The organism is Aquipseudomonas guryensis (genome assembly GCF_014164785.1).
GTDB lineage: Bacteria > Pseudomonadota > Gammaproteobacteria > Pseudomonadales > Pseudomonadaceae > Aquipseudomonas > Aquipseudomonas guryensis.
In genome coordinates this window covers 193,049-207,657 of sequence record NZ_JACJFN010000004.1, presented here as the reverse complement: position 1 = coordinate 207,657, position 14,609 = coordinate 193,049, and the positions used below count along the sequence as shown (strand labels likewise).

13 protein-coding genes are annotated in these 14,609 nt (G+C 63.0%); 5 read left to right on the top strand and 8 right to left on the bottom strand.

Annotated features, from left to right (window positions below; translation table 11 throughout):
* The first annotated feature begins 228 nt into the window (after positions 1-228).
* Complete coding sequence (locus H3H45_RS16155; protein WP_182834736.1) at positions 229-795, top strand: chalcone isomerase family protein; 567 nt, start codon at positions 229-231, stop codon at positions 793-795.
* A 111-nt stretch (positions 796-906) separates the two neighbouring features.
* Here H3H45_RS16155 and H3H45_RS16150 read toward each other — a convergent pair whose 3' ends face one another.
* Positions 907-2,373, bottom strand: a complete 1,467-nt coding sequence (locus tag H3H45_RS16150) for a glyceraldehyde-3-phosphate dehydrogenase (RefSeq protein ID WP_182834735.1) — start codon at positions 2,371-2,373, stop codon at positions 907-909.
* A gap of 137 nt (positions 2,374-2,510) precedes the next feature.
* Here H3H45_RS16150 and mfd point away from each other — a divergent pair, with 137 nt between their 5' ends.
* Positions 2,511-5,960, top strand: coding sequence for a transcription-repair coupling factor (mfd, locus tag H3H45_RS16145; RefSeq protein ID WP_182835006.1), 3,450 nt, complete (start codon positions 2,511-2,513; stop codon positions 5,958-5,960).
* Positions 5,961-5,972: 12 nt separating this feature from the next.
* Positions 5,973-6,497 (top strand): CsiV family protein, encoded by a 525-nt coding sequence (locus H3H45_RS16140; RefSeq protein ID WP_182834734.1) that lies wholly within the window; start codon positions 5,973-5,975, stop codon positions 6,495-6,497.
* Between the two features lie 58 nt (positions 6,498-6,555).
* Here H3H45_RS16140 and H3H45_RS16135 read toward each other — a convergent pair whose 3' ends face one another.
* The 4 genes from H3H45_RS16135 to H3H45_RS16120 are packed head-to-tail and all read right to left on the bottom strand — an operon-like array spanning position 6,556 to position 9,612.
* A complete protein-coding gene (locus tag H3H45_RS16135) occupies positions 6,556-7,293 on the bottom strand; it encodes an S-methyl-5'-thioinosine phosphorylase (protein WP_182834733.1) in 738 nt (245 codons plus the stop codon).
* Positions 7,294-7,318: 25 nt separating this feature from the next.
* Positions 7,319-8,302, bottom strand: coding sequence for a beta-N-acetylhexosaminidase (gene nagZ / locus H3H45_RS16130; RefSeq protein ID WP_407926704.1), 984 nt, complete (start codon positions 8,300-8,302; stop codon positions 7,319-7,321).
* A gap of 36 nt (positions 8,303-8,338) precedes the next feature.
* Positions 8,339-8,863 carry a L,D-transpeptidase gene (locus H3H45_RS16125; RefSeq protein WP_182834732.1) on the bottom strand — a complete coding sequence of 175 codons (525 nt, stop codon included), beginning with the start codon at positions 8,861-8,863 and terminating at the stop codon, positions 8,339-8,341.
* 44 nt (positions 8,864-8,907) lie between these two features.
* Complete coding sequence (locus H3H45_RS16120) at positions 8,908-9,612, bottom strand: TetR/AcrR family transcriptional regulator (protein WP_182834731.1); 705 nt, start codon at positions 9,610-9,612, stop codon at positions 8,908-8,910.
* Positions 9,613-9,854: 242 nt separating this feature from the next.
* On the opposite strand from H3H45_RS16120, the gene lexA reads away from it, so the two are divergent.
* Both lexA and sulA read left to right on the top strand, forming a co-directional pair.
* The gene (gene lexA, locus H3H45_RS16115; RefSeq protein WP_160493274.1) at positions 9,855-10,466 is read left to right on the top strand and encodes a transcriptional repressor LexA; all 612 of its coding nucleotides are present in this window, start codon (positions 9,855-9,857) and stop codon (positions 10,464-10,466) included.
* Positions 10,467-10,499: 33 nt separating this feature from the next.
* On the top strand, positions 10,500-10,973 hold the full coding sequence (gene sulA / locus H3H45_RS16110) for an SOS-induced cell division inhibitor SulA (RefSeq protein ID WP_182834730.1): 474 nt from the start codon (positions 10,500-10,502) through the stop codon (positions 10,971-10,973).
* Between the two features lie 113 nt (positions 10,974-11,086).
* On the opposite strand, the gene H3H45_RS16105 is transcribed toward sulA, so the two are convergent.
* The 3 genes from H3H45_RS16105 to topA all read right to left on the bottom strand — a co-directional run bounded on the left by H3H45_RS16105 (position 11,087) and on the right by topA (position 14,600).
* On the bottom strand, positions 11,087-11,320 hold the full coding sequence (locus H3H45_RS16105; protein WP_173205314.1) for a hypothetical protein: 234 nt from the start codon (positions 11,318-11,320) through the stop codon (positions 11,087-11,089).
* Positions 11,321-11,401: 81 nt separating this feature from the next.
* Entirely contained in the window at positions 11,402-11,920 is a 519-nt protein-coding gene (locus H3H45_RS16100) for a DUF6586 family protein (RefSeq protein ID WP_182834729.1), read from the bottom strand.
* Positions 11,921-11,990: 70 nt separating this feature from the next.
* Positions 11,991-14,600, bottom strand: coding sequence for a type I DNA topoisomerase (gene topA, locus H3H45_RS16095; protein ID WP_182834728.1), 2,610 nt, complete (start codon positions 14,598-14,600; stop codon positions 11,991-11,993).
* Between the last annotated feature and the right edge of the window lie 9 nt (positions 14,601-14,609).

Below are 14,609 nucleotides of genomic sequence, written 5' to 3'. Positions count from 1 at the left end.
GTTGGAACACAACCGGGACGCTTCAGCTGCAATTAGCACAGCCCAAGCCAATAACGGCGAAAAGTCGCCCCGAAGTGAAAATCCGTTGAATTATAAGGAGATAACCTCGCAGTGCCCACCCGCTGGTTCCTGTTTCGACCGGCAAGTCGTAACACCAAGCAACAGCGGGATACTTGACGCCCTGGTCAGCAGCAGCGAAAACCACTAAAACTCCGAGGAGCCTGCACCATGCGCTACCTGCTCATATTGACCCTACTGCTCACCGGCAACGGCAATTTGCTGGCCAAGAGCGACAACCCCATCCTCGACCAGGCCGGCTTCAGCAGCACTTATCAGTTGGCCGGCACGCCACTGGAGCGCAAGAACCAGGCACTGCTCACCTATCTATGGGCTGATGTCTATTCTGCCGCCTTCTACGCCGAGGCCAGCGTCAACCCGAGTCAGGCCGCCAGCCAACCCGTGGCACAGCGACTGGAACTGTATTACTACCGCGACATCGCCAAGGAAGATGTGCTCAAGGCCGCCTGGGTCACCCTGGAGCGCCAGCACAGCGCCGCCCAGCTGGAGAAACTGAAACCTGAGGTGGATGCCCTGCACGCCACGTTCCGCGATATCCGCCCCGGCGACCGTTACGCCCTGAACTACACGACCCAACAGGGCCTGACCCTGGAGCGCAATGGAAACGAGGTTTTCCGCAGCAGCAATACCGAGCTGGCCCGCGCCTACCTGGGCATCTGGCTGGCCCCCGAGGGCCTGTCGGACAAACTGCGCGAGCAACTACTGGCCGATCGCTGAGTTCGCCAGCCACTGAAATGCAAAACGGGAGCCTAGGCTCCCGTTTTGTTGGTATTCGCACAAAGAAACTAACCAGGAGCTTGCGAGTTGCAGCTGCTCCTATTCAGTTTCTTAGCGCGGGAAGGCTGGCGGGTTAACCCCGGCCATATCTTCCATCACACGCACCACCTGGCAGCTGTAGCCGAACTCGTTGTCGTACCACACGTACAGCACAACGCGGTTGTCGTTGCAGATGGTGGCTTCAGCATCGACCACGCCGGCGTGGCGCGAACCGACGAAGTCGGTGGAGACCACTTCCTGCGACTGGACGAAGTCGATCTGCTTCTGCAGATCCGAGTGCATGGCCATCTGGCGCAGGTACTCGTTGATCTCTTCGCGGGTCGTGGCCTTCTCCAGGTTCAGGTTGAGAATGGCCATCGACACGTTCGGCGTCGGTACACGAATGGCGTTGCCGGTCAGCTTGCCTTTCAGTACCGGCAGGGCCTTGGCGGCTGCAGTGGCGGCACCGGTCTCGGTGATCACCATGTTCAGCGGCGCGCTACGACCACGGCGATCGCCCTTGTGGAAGTTGTCGATCAGGTTCTGGTCGTTGGTGTACGAATGCACGGTTTCAACGTGACCGTTGACGATGCCGTACTGGTCATTCACAGCCTTCAGCACCGGCACGATGGCGTTGGTGGTGCAGGAAGCCGCCGAGATGATCTTGTCGTCGGCGGTGATTTCGCCATGGTTGATGCCATGCACGATGTTCTTCAGTGCGCCTTTGCCCGGTGCGGTCAGCACTACGCGGTCGACACCCGGGCAAGCCAGGTGCTGGCCCAGACCCTCGGCGTCACGCCATACGCCGGTGTTGTCCACCAGCAGAGCGTTCTTGATGCCGTATTGGGTGTAGTCGACTTCGGTCGGCGACTTGGCGTAGATCACCTGGATCAGGTTGCCGTTGGCCGTCAGGGTGTTGTTGGCTTCGTCGATGGTGATGGTACCGTCGAACTTGCCGTGTACCGAGTCACGACGCAGCAGGCTGGCGCGCTTGACCAAGTCATTGCTGGCGCCCTTGCGTACAACGATGGCGCGCAGACGCAGGCCGTCGCCACCACCGGTTTTCTCGATCAGGATGCGCGCCAGCAGGCGGCCGATACGACCGAAGCCGTACAGCACCACGTCGGTGCCTTCACGGCCGGAGCCGTTCTGCTTGCCCACTACATCGGCTAGCTCGTCCTTGACGAACTGCTCGACGCTGCGGCCTTTGCCTTCGGCCTTGAACTTGCTAGCCATCTTGCCCAGATCCACGGAAGCGGCGCCCAGCTTGAGCTCGCCCATGGCCTTGAGGATCGGGAAGGTATCGTGCACCGACAGTTCGCTGTCGTCGGCCAGACGGTGACGGGCGAAGCGGTGGGCTTTGAGAATGTCGATCACCGAACGGTTGATCAGACCACGGCCGTAGATCGAGGTCACCACGCTGTTGTTGCGGTAGAGCTGGCCGATCATCGGGATCATCGCTTCTGCGAGGGCTTCACGATCGATCCACTCACCGAGACACTGGTCGGGCTTCTGGGTCACGGGCAATACCTTCCACATGTAGGGGCTGAAAAAAGGGGCTACATTATGACGGCGCACGCGCGCCTGAGCAATGCGCGCCTGTCGCGACTGACAGCCGCTATCTCCCCTGGCTACAATCGCCCGCTCGCCAATCTGGGGTTGCGTTGCCTGTGTCTATGCCGACCGCGTCCGTCCTGCGCCTACCGAAACTACCTGCCGCCACTGGCAAGCAACACTGGGGCAACCTGCCCGGTGCCGCGCTGTCGTTGGCGATTGCCGAAGCCGCCAGCGCCGCAAAGCGCTTCACCCTGTTGCTGACCGCCGACAGCCAGAGCGCCGAGCGCCTGCAGGAAGAGCTGGCGTTTTTCGCCCCGGAACTGCCGGTACTGCACTTCCCCGACTGGGAAACCCTGCCCTACGACGTGTTTTCGCCGCACCAGGACATCATTTCCCAGCGCATCGCCGCGCTCTACCGCCTGCCGCAGCTCAAGCACGGCGTACTGGTGGTGCCGATCAGCACCGCCCTGCACCGCCTGGCGCCGACCCGTTTCCTGCTCGGTTCCGGGCTGGTGCTGGATGTCGGACAAAAACTCAACGTCGACGAAATGCGCGCCCGCCTGGAAGCCGCCGGCTACCGCTGCGTGGATACCGTCTATGAACACGGCGAATTCGCCGTGCGCGGCGCGCTGATCGACCTGTTCCCGATGGGCAGCGAGACGCCGTTTCGCATCGACCTGTTCGACGACGAGATCGAAACCCTGCGCACCTTCGACCCGGAAACCCAGCGTTCGGTGGACAAGGTCGAGTCGATCCGCCTGCTGCCGGCGCGCGAGTTCCCGCTGGACAAGAAATCCGTCACCGATTTTCGCGGCCGTTTCCGCGAGCGCTTCGACGTGGATTTTCGCCGCTGCCCGATCTACCAGGACCTCTCAACCGGTATCACCCCCGCCGGTATCGAGTACTACCTGCCGCTGTTCTTCGAGGACAGCGCCACCCTGTTCGACTATCTGCCGACCGACACCCAGGTGTTTTCCCTGCCGGGCATCGAGAAGGCCGCCGAACAGTTCTGGAACGACGCACGCAACCGCTATGAAGACCGCAAGGTTGATCCCGAGCGCCCACTGCTGCCGCCGGCCGATCTGTTCCTGCCGGTGGACGACTGCTTCGGCCGCCTGAAGAACTGGCCACGGGTGGTCGCCGACCAGGCCGATATCGAAACCGGCGTCGGCCGCGAGCGCTTCGACGCACGCGCCCTGCCCGACCTGGCGATCCAGGCCAAGGCCAGCGAGCCGCTGGCGGCGCTACGGCGTTTTATCGAGGAATACCCGGGCCGCGTGCTGTTCTGTGCCGAATCGGCCGGGCGGCGCGAAGTGCTACTGGAGCTGCTCGCCCGCCTCAAGCTGAAACCGCTGGAAGTCAGCGGATGGCCGGAGTTCACCGCCAGCACCTCGCGCCTGGGCATCTGCATCGCGCCGCTGGATGAAGGCCTGCTGCTTGACGACATCGCCCTGATCGCCGAGAGCCCGCTGTTCGGCCAGCGCGTGATGCAGCGCCGCCGCCGCGAGAAATCGCGCGATGGCGGCGACAACGTGATCAAGAACCTCACCGAGCTGCGCGAAGGCTCGCCGGTGGTGCATATCGACCACGGCGTCGGCCGCTACCTGGGCCTGGTCACCCTGGAAATCGACGGCCAGGCCGCCGAATTCCTCGCCCTGATGTACGCCGAGGAAGCCAAGCTCTACGTGCCGGTGGCCAGCCTGCACCTGATCGCCCGCTACACCGGCAGCGACGACGCCCTCGCCCCGCTGCACCGCCTCGGCTCCGAGACCTGGCAGAAGGCCAAGCGCAAGGCCGCCGAACAGGTGCGCGACGTCGCCGCCGAGCTGCTCGACATCTACGCCCGCCGCGCCGCCCGCGAAGGCTATGCGTTCAAGGACCCACTGGCCGACTACGCCACCTTCAGCGCCGGCTTCCCCTTCGAGGAAACCCCGGACCAGCAGACCGCCATCGAAGCAGTGCTGGCCGACATGCTGGCGCCCAAGCCGATGGATCGCCTGGTCTGCGGCGATGTTGGCTTCGGCAAGACCGAAGTAGCCATGCGCGCGGCTTTTATTGCCGTGCACAGCGGCCGCCAGGTGGCGGTGCTGGTACCCACCACCCTGCTCGCCCAGCAGCACTACAACAGCTTCCGCGACCGCTTCGCCGACTGGCCGGTGACGGTCGAGGTGATGAGCCGCTTCAAATCGACCAAGGAAGTCAACGAGGCCGTGGCCAAGCTAGCCGAAGGCAAGATCGACATCGTCATCGGCACCCACAAGCTGCTGCAGGACGATGTGCGCTTCAAGGACCTGGGCCTGTGCATCATCGACGAAGAGCACCGTTTCGGCGTGCGCCAGAAGGAACAGCTCAAGGCCCTGCGCAGCGAGGTGGACATCCTCACCCTGACCGCCACGCCGATTCCGCGCACGCTGAACATGGCGGTGGCGGGCATGCGCGACCTGTCGATCATCGCCACCCCACCGGCGCGGCGCCTGTCGGTGCGCACCTTCGTCATGGAGCAGAACAACCCGACGATCAAGGAAGCCCTGCTGCGTGAACTGCTGCGCGGCGGCCAGGTGTACTACCTGCACAACGATGTGAAGACCATCGAGAAGTGCGCCGCCGACCTGGCCGAGCTGGTGCCGGAAGCGCGCATCGGCATCGGCCACGGGCAGATGCGCGAGCGCGAGCTGGAACAGGTGATGAGCGACTTCTACCACAAGCGCTTCAACGTGCTGATCGCCTCGACCATCATCGAGACCGGCATCGACGTGCCGAGCGCCAACACCATCATCATCGAGCGCGCCGACAAGTTCGGCCTGGCACAACTACACCAGCTGCGCGGCCGCGTCGGCCGCAGCCACCACCAGGCCTACGCCTACCTGCTGACCCCGCCGCGCAAGCAGATGACCGAAGACGCACAAAAGCGCCTGGAGGCCATCAGCAACGCCCAGGACCTCGGCGCCGGCTTCGTCCTGGCCACCCACGACCTGGAAATCCGCGGCGCCGGCGAACTGCTCGGCGACGGCCAGAGCGGGCAGATCCAGGCGGTGGGCTTCACCCTCTATATGGAAATGCTCGAACGCGCGGTCAAAGCCATCCGCAAGGGCGAGCAGCCAAACCTCGACCAGCCGCTCGGTGGCGGCCCGGAGATCAACCTGCGCGTACCCGCGCTGATCCCCGAGGACTACCTGCCGGACGTGCACGCTCGCCTCATCCTCTACAAGCGCATCGCCAACGCCGCCGACGAGGATGGCCTGAAAGAGCTGCAGGTGGAAATGATCGACCGCTTCGGCCTGCTGCCAGACCCGACCAAGAACCTGGTGCGCATCACCCTGCTCAAGCTGCAGGCGGAAAAGCTCGGGATCAAGAAGATCGATGCCGGCCCGCAAGGTGGACGCATCGAGTTCGCCGCCACTACCTGTGTCGACCCGCTGACCCTGATCAAGCTGATCCAGAGCCAGCCCAAGCGCTACAAGTTCGAAGGCGCCACGATGTTCAAATTCCAGGTGCCGATGGAGCGCCCGGAAGAACGTTTCAACACCCTCGAGGCCCTGCTCGAGCGTCTACTCTCGCAATCTGTTTAAAGGACTGACCCCATGCGCGCATTCCGCCATCTCACCCTGCTGCTCTGCCTGCTGGCACCCTCGGCGTTCGCCGATGCGCTGTACCAGATCGAGGTCATCGTGTTCCGTCAGGCCGGCCAGCCGGTGGTCGCCAGCCAGCCGGCGCCGGACGACTGGGCCGCAGGCGCCCAATCGATTGCCGGCAACGAGCGCGGCATCGCCCTGGAAGACGTGGCGGCCAAACTCAACCCAGGCAGCGGCTACCAGGTGCTGCTGCACAAGGCGTGGGCCCAGACCCTCGGCGCAGTGCCGGGCAAGTCGGCGCTGAGCACTGGCAACGAGCAGTTCGGCCATTACCCGGTGGAAGGCACCATCGCCCTCACCCTGCTGGAGCGCCTGGTCGATATCGACGCCGACATCTGGGTCAACCAGTTCGACGCCGACGCCCTGCTCACCGGCAGCGAGCGCATCAAGCAGCGCAGCCGCCTGAAGAACGGCGAGCTGACCTATCTGGACCACGGCAGCCTGGGCATGCTGGTGAAAGTCACCCCGCAGTAATCCCACCCGAGAAAGCAAAAGCCCCGCAGTGCGGGGCTTTTTTTGTACCTGCGGAAAGCTACTCGCTGAGCACCCGTGCCAGCACTGCCTTGACCTTGCCGATGCCATCGGCAAGGGCCTGTTCGATCTCGGCCATGGTGATGATGCCGCTGGACTTGCCAGCCGCCGGATTGACCACCAGCGCCAGGCAGGCATAGGGCAGCTCCAGCTCACGGGCCAGAGCCGCCTCGGGCATGCCGGTCATGCCGACGATATCGCAGCCGTCGCGCTCCATGCGGGCGATCTCGGCCACGCTTTCCAGGCGCGGGCCCTGGGTGGCGCCGTACACGCCATGGCTGCTGTGCGCATGGCCCAGCGCCTGCAGGGCGTCGATCAGCTTGCCACGCAGCGGTTCGTCATAGGGGTAGCTGAAGTCGATGTGGGTGACGTGCTCGATATCGCCGGCGAAATAGGTGTGTTCGCGGCCCCAGGTGTAATCGATGATCTGGTGCGCCACGCAGAGGTGACCACTGCCCATGGCTGCATGGATGCCACCGACCGCGTTGACCGCGAGAATCGCCTCGGCACCAGCCTGCTTCAGCGCCCAGAGGTTGGCGCGGTAGTTGACCTGATGCGGCGGGATGCGGTGCGGATGGCCATGGCGGGCGAGGAACAGCACCTCACGCCCGGCGTACTGGCCGCGCTGGATAGCGGCCGACGGGGCGCCGTAAGGCGTGTCGAGCGACAGCTCTTCGGTGAGGGTCAGGCCTTCCAGCTGGGTCAGGCCGGTGCCGCCGATAATGGCGTAGACAGTCATGCGCTTATCCTTTTCAACAGCAACCTCAATCGATCAGCTGCGCGGCACGCAGGGCGGCCACGGCAGTCAGCCAGCGGGGTTGCTGGCGGTATTCGGTACTGGCAAAGCCCTGCCCACGCATGCGCGCCAGGCCCCTGGGCGGCTGCACCTGGAGGCGCTGCAAAGTGCTCAGGGCCAGCTCTGCGGCGCCGCGGTCGTTGCACACCAGGCCCATGTCGCAACCGGCATTCAACGCCGCCTCGATGCGGCTGGCGGCATCACCGACCACATGGGCACCGGCCATGGACAGGTCGTCACTGAAGATCACACCCTGGAAGCCCAGCTCGCCGCGCAGGATGTCCTGCAGCCAACGGCGCGAGAAGCCGGCAGGCTGGTTGTCGACCTGCGGGTAGATCACATGGGCCGGCATCACCGCCGCCAGCTCTTGGCTGAGACACTGGAAGGGAATCAGATCGTTGCTGCGGATCTGCTCCAGGCTGCGCTCATCCACCGGGATGGCCACATGGGAATCGGCCTCGGCCCAGCCATGCCCAGGGAAGTGTTTGCCGGTAGCAGCCATGCCGGCCGCCGCCATGCCACGAATGAAGGCACCGGCCAACATGGTCGCCAGCTCGGGATTGCCTTCGAAGCTGCGGCTACCCACCACCGCGCTGCGCTGGTGATCGAGATCCAGCACCGGGGCGAAGCTCAGATCGAGGCCGACCGCCAGCACTTCCGTAGCCATCAGCCAGCCGCACTGTTCGGCCAGGTATTCGGCGTTATCGTTGTCGGCCAGGGCACGCATAGCCGGCAGACGCACAAAGCCCTGGCGCAAGCGCTGCACGCGACCACCTTCCTGATCCACCGCTAGCAGCAGATCCGGACGTACCGCGCGGATGGCTGCACTCAGCTCACGCACCTGGCGCGGGTCTTCGATATTGCGGGCGAACAGGATCAGCCCGCCCACTTCGGGCTGGCGCAGGATCTGCCGGTCTTCGGCGGTCAGCCAGGTGCCATGCACGTCCAGCATCAGGGAGCCATACAGGGGAGTCTTCACGAGTAGTCCTTAAACGAGATCGGCGGCCGCCCATGCGGGACACGGCGCCTCATCGATCAGTACCGCGCAATGCAGCGGCACACGGGGGAAAAGTTGCAGCAGGTCGGCGTTGCGCAGACGCACGCAGCCGTGGGACAGCGGCACGCCCAGCGGCTCGGTGTCCGGCGTACCGTGCAGGTAGATGTAGCGGCGAAAGGTATCGACGGCGCCCAGGCGATTGATGCCCGGTTCGCAACCACTGAGCCAGAGGATGCGGGTCAGGATCCAGTCGCGACCGGGAAACTGCTGGTGCAATTCATTGGACCAGACCTCGCCGGTCCAGCGCCGCCCGCGCAAAACGGCACCCAGCGGCAAACCCTCGCCGATCTTCGCCCGCACCTGGTGACGGCCGCGCGGCGTGCAGTTGGAACCGCTGCGCTCACCCGCACCATTCAAAGCAGTGGAGACAGACAGGCGCAGCACCAAATGCCCGTCGGCGAAGCCGTACAGGCATTGATCAGCAATGGAAATATGCAGGAAATCGAGCGGGCGCATGGGCGGCTAGCTTAGCCGATCGGCCCGCTCGGGCACAGCCGCAATCAGCCTTTCGCGGCGACCGCTACCTTGGCCCGCGGTTTGAGCTGGGCGCTGGCCAGGGCTTCATCGTTGACCCCGGTCTCCGCGCGCATGCCTGCGGCGAGGAACGGCACCATCAGGCGCATGACCTGCTCGATCGAGGTATCCACACCAAAATCGTTCTCGGCAATCGCCCGCAGCGCCTTGATCCCGGACATGCTGAACGCCGCAGCACCCAGCATGAAATGCACACGCCAGAACAGCTCCAGCGGCGGTATTCGTGGCGCAGCTTCATGCAACAGTACGAGGTAGCGACGGAACACCTTGCCGTACATGTCTTCCAGGTAACGCCGCAGGTGACCCTGGCTCTGACTGAACGCCAGGCCCAGCAGGCGCATGAAGATAGACAAGTCGTTACCGCTGCGCGGTTTGACTGCCAGCGCCTGCTCCACGAGGATTTCCAGCAACTCTTCGAGGCTGGCCTTGCTCTCCGGCTTGCCCTGACGGCGATCCAGCTCCTTCTCCAAGCTGGCGCAGAACGGACCGAGAAAGCGCGAGAACACTGCCTGGATCAGCGCCTTCTTCGAGCCGAAGTGGTAATTGACCGCTGCCAGATTGACCCCAGCCTTGCTGGTGATCAGGCGCAGAGAAGTCTCGGCGAAGCCTTTTTCCGCAAACAACTGCTCCGCAGCATCGAGAATGCGCTCGACTGTTTCTGACTGAGCCATGAAATATCCACCTGACAAACACTTGTTTGAAACATACGTTTCAGGCCGATGCCCTGTCAAGCCTCACAGGCCCTTTCATGGCTGACCAGTCACGCATTTAACCATAGAGCAGATTGGCAGAACCTTGCGCAAAGTCGGCAAGCGGCAGAAATGACCACAATGCCCTGAGCAAAAAGAACTGTTGCCAGGTCAAAATCACTGTATATAATCACAGCAACTGTATAAACAGACAGACAACCATCATGCTCAAGCTCACGCCTCGCCAAGCTGAAATCCTCGCCTTCATCAAGCGCTGCCTGGAAGCTAACGGTTACCCGCCAACCCGCGCCGAAATCGCTCAGGAGCTGGGTTTCAAGTCGCCCAACGCTGCCGAGGAACATCTCAAGGCGCTGGCCCGTAAAGGCGCCATCGAGATGACCCCTGGCGCTTCGCGCGGCATCCGCATCCCTGGCTACGAGCCGGAGGCGCAGGAAGAAGAAGGCCTGCCCATCATCGGCCGGGTTGCCGCCGGCGCGCCAATCCTGGCACAGCAGCATGTCGAAGAGTCCTGCCAGATCAATCCCGGCTTCTTCCATCCACGTGCCGACTACCTGCTGCGGGTACGCGGCATGAGCATGAAGGACATCGGCATTTTCGACGGCGACCTGCTAGCCGTGCACACCACCCGCGAAGCCCGCAACGGCCAGATAGTAGTCGCCCGTATCGACGACGAGGTCACGGTCAAGCGCTTTCAGCGTAGCGGCAACAAGGTGCTGCTGATTGCCGAAAACCCCGAGTTCGCCCCGATCGAAGTGAATCTGGAAGAACAGGATCTGATCATCGAAGGTTTGAGTGTCGGCGTGATCCGTCGCTAACGTGATACGCCACTAGGTCGTAAGGAGAGCTTCATGCAGTTCCCGCAGTCGCTGAATCGTTCGCAACTTCCGCTGTTCGAAGCTTTCCTAGGCCAGAGCCTGGTCCCGCAACTCACCGATAGCGTTGAACTGCCGTCCTGGGCAGAAGAATCGGAGCCCTTCAGCGAGCTATCCCTGTCTGGCTCGCTAAATCACTGCCGTCACCTGCTGGGCCCGGTACTGCGCGAACTGAGCCAGAACCAGGACGCCCGCTGGCTGACCCTTATCGCCCCACCCGCCGGCCTGACCAATGCCTGGCTGCGTAGTGCCGGACTCAACCTGGATCGTTTGCTGGTACTGCAGCCACGCACCGGACAGAACAGCTTCGATCTCGCCCGTGAGGCCCTGCGCCTGGGCCGCAGCCACACTGTGGTTAGCTGGATCAAACTGCAGCCAGCACAACGCCTGAGCCTGAGCTGCTCGGCCCGACTGGGCAGCGCACAGAGTCTGAATATTCGTCTGGATTGATTGGCCAGGGGCAGCAACTGCCTCGCCTGAAGTCTGCAGAAGATGTTTCTGTAGAAAGAGGGTATTGCGCTAACGCTTGCCTGAAGTGATCAAGCGTCAGCCATGGGGCTGGATCAATGCAGCACCCGCGGCTGATCATCATGCTCCATATCGCCTTCGGCGAGGCGACCAGCCATTTGCACACCAACGTTCAGCATGGCCTTGGCCACTTCGACGTGTTGCCCCTGCAGAAAGGCTTTGGCATCGGCGGAGAAATCCAGGGTGACCAGGGTTTCCTCATCCTCGGCACGGCGCAGAGCAATGCGGCCGTCAGGAAGCTCGACGATTTCCAGGAAGGATGTAGGCATAGCAAAATTCTCCAATCAGACGGGCAGTGTACCAGCCAAGAGATAACCGCCCTAGCCCACCCATCCCTTTGCACTCAGCACTCAGCACTCGCTGAGCGACTCGCGAAAGCGCAGGGCCAGCTGCTTGAGCTGCTGACGCCAGGCTTCCAGCTCTTCGCGCCCCAATTGCGGCACTTCTTCTTCGACACTGACAGCCTGGATCAGCGGCAAAGTCGGATCGACTTTGGCCGTCTTTGGCGCCTGTGGCGGCAGGAACAATTTGGCGTAAGCCTGCAGCAGCTGCGCCAGCCAGGTTTCCGACTGCTGCGCCAACTCGACCAGCTCGGCCAATTCAGGGCTTGGGGCTGCCTGCAACACAGCCTGATTCAGCAGCAACTCGGCGCGCGGCACGTTGGCTTCCGGCAGACGGTAGTAGCCGGCAATCTCATGGCACAGCCCGAGCAACGCGCCGTACAGATGGAACAGCGCAGCCTCACGCTCGGCCTGCACCTGCCCCTGGCCGTGCATCGACGTGCCTGTCTCGGCCTTGCGCAGGTTCTCCAACGCCAGACCGGCAAAATAGACCTTCTGATTGGTGCGGGTATACAGCTCATGCGCCATGGCAAGGCCCTCCAGACTTCATGCGAAGCCGATTACCTGCCAGCGCGCCAGGCGCGCCGGACTCGGTCACTCAGCCCTTGCTTTCCACTTTCCACTTGCCGCCCGAGAAGAAGGCGCGCCAGCCGGTGGGCTTGCCGTCCACCTCGCTCTGCACATACTGCTCCTTGGTCTTGCGGCTGTAGCGGATAACCGCCGGACGGCCTTCCGGATCCTTCTTCGGTGCCTCCAGCAGGAAGTGGTACTTGGGATCGATCTCGTCTTTATGCGGGATCAGCTCCAGCACCAGCGGCGCACGGGTTTCGCGGTTCTTCGGGAACTGGCTGGCAGCCAGGAACAGACCGGAAGCGCCGTCACGCAGTACGTAGGTGTCATTGACCTTCTCGCACTTGAGCTCCGGCATCTGCACCGCATCCATCTTCGGTGGCGCCGCCTCGCCGCTGCGCAGCAGCTTGCGGGTGTTCTTGCAGGTGCTGTTGGTGCAACCGAAAAACTTGCCGAAGCGACCAGTCTTCAGCTGCATTTCGCTGCCGCACTTGTCGCACTCCAGGCTCGGCCCTTCATAGCCCTTGATGCGGTACTGGCCCTGCTCGATCTCGTAACCCGAGCAATCCGGGTTGTTGCCGCAGATATGCAGCTTGCGGGTTTCATCCAGCAGGTAGGCGTCCATCGCCGTGGCGCAGATCGGGCAGCGGTGTTTGTTGAGCAGCACGCGCGACTCGGACTCACCTTCGTCATCGGCGGCGATTTCGTCGCCCGGAATCAGGTTGATGGTGGCCTTGCAGCGTTCTTTCGGCGGCAGGGCGTAGCCGGAGCAACCAAGGAACACGCCGGTGGAGGCGGTACGAATCATCATCGGCCGACCGCAATCACGGCAGGCAATGTCGGTCAGGGTCGGCTGGTTGGCGCGCATGCCGCTGTCGGCCACTTCCGCCACTTCCAGCTTCTTCTTGAAGTCGCCGTAGAAGTCGTCGAGGACGTGCTTCCAGTCGCGCTCGCCCTGAGCCACGTCGTCCAGATGCTCTTCCATGCCGGCAGTGAAGCCGTAGTCCATCAGGTTGGAGAAGCTTTCGTTGAGGCGCTCGGTGACGATGTCACCCATCTTCTCGGCGTAGAAGCGACGATTCTGCACCGTCACATAGCCACGCTCTTGGATGGTCGAGATGATTGCCGCGTAGGTCGACGGACGACCGATACCGCGCTTCTCCAGCTCCTTGACCAGGCTGGCTTCGGAGAAGCGTGCCGGCGGCTTGGTGAAGTGCTGGCTGGGGTCGAGCTTGATCAGCTTGAGCGTCTCGCCCTCGTTCATGTCCGGCAGCACGTCGTCTTCGCCCGGCTTGCTCTGCTGCGGCTGCGCCCTGGTGTAACCATCGAACTTGAGGATACGGCCCTTGGCGCGCAGCTCGAAGGTGCCGGCGGCCACGGTAACGCTGGTCGACAGGTATTCGGCTGGCGGCATCTGGCAGGCGACGAACTGGCGCCAGATCAGCTCGTAGAGGCGCTCAGCGTCGCGCTCCATGCCGGAGATCTGGGTCGGACGCAGATTGACGTCGGACGGACGGATCGCCTCGTGTGCCTCCTGGGCGCCCTCCTTGCTCGAATAGACATTCGGCTTGGCCGGCAGGTACTTCTTGCCGTACTCGCTCTCGATGAAGCCACGCACCATCTCCACGGCATCGGCCGAGAGGTTGGTCGAGTCGGTACGCATATAGGTGATGTAGCCGGCCTCGTAGAGCCGCTGGGCCATCATCATGGTCTTCTTCACGCCGAAGCCGAGACGATTACTCGCCGCCTGCTGCAGGGTCGAGGTGATGTACGGCGCCGACGGCTTGCTGCTGGTCGGCCGGTCTTCGCGCTTGGCGATGCTGTAACTGGAGGCCTTGAGCTTCTCCAGCGCCGCCATGGCCTGGGCTTCATTGACCGGTTTGAAGGCTTCGCCCTTCTCGCGCACCACTTCGAAACGCACATTGGCGTTCTTGGCGGTACCGAGATCGGCGTGCACTTCCCAATATTCTTCCGGGACGAAGGCGCGGATCTCTTTCTCGCGTTCGACCACCAGTTTCACCGCTACCGACTGCACGCGGCCGGCAGACAGGCCACGGGCGATCTTCTGCCACAGCAGCGGCGAGACCATGTAGCCGACCACGCGATCGAGGAAGCGGCGCGCCTGTTGGGCGTTGACCCGGTTGATATCCAGCTCGCCGGGCTTGGAGAAGGCTTCCTGGATGGCCTTCTTGGTGATTTCGTTGAACACCACACGCTTGTAGCGGCTGTCATCGCCACCAATGGCTTCGCGCAGGTGCCAGGCGATGGCTTCCCCCTCGCGATCCAAGTCGGTTGCGAGATAGATAGTGTCGGCATCCTTGGCCAGGCGGCGCAGTTCCTCGATCACCTTTTCCTTGCCGGGCAGGATCTCGTACTTGGCCTTCCAGCCATGTTCCGGATCGACGCCCATGCGCGACACTAGCTGGCGCTTGGCCTTTTCCTTGGGCGACAGCGCCGGCGCTTCGCCCGCAGCCGCCTTGCCGCGCTTGACGGGCTCCTTGGCGCTACTGGCCGAACCGCTGGTAGGCAGGTCACGGATATGGCCGATGCTCGACTTCACCACGTACTGGTTGCCCAGATACTTGTTGATGGTCTTGGCCTTGGCCGGGGATTCCACGATGACCAGCGATTTGCCCATGGATTGGAA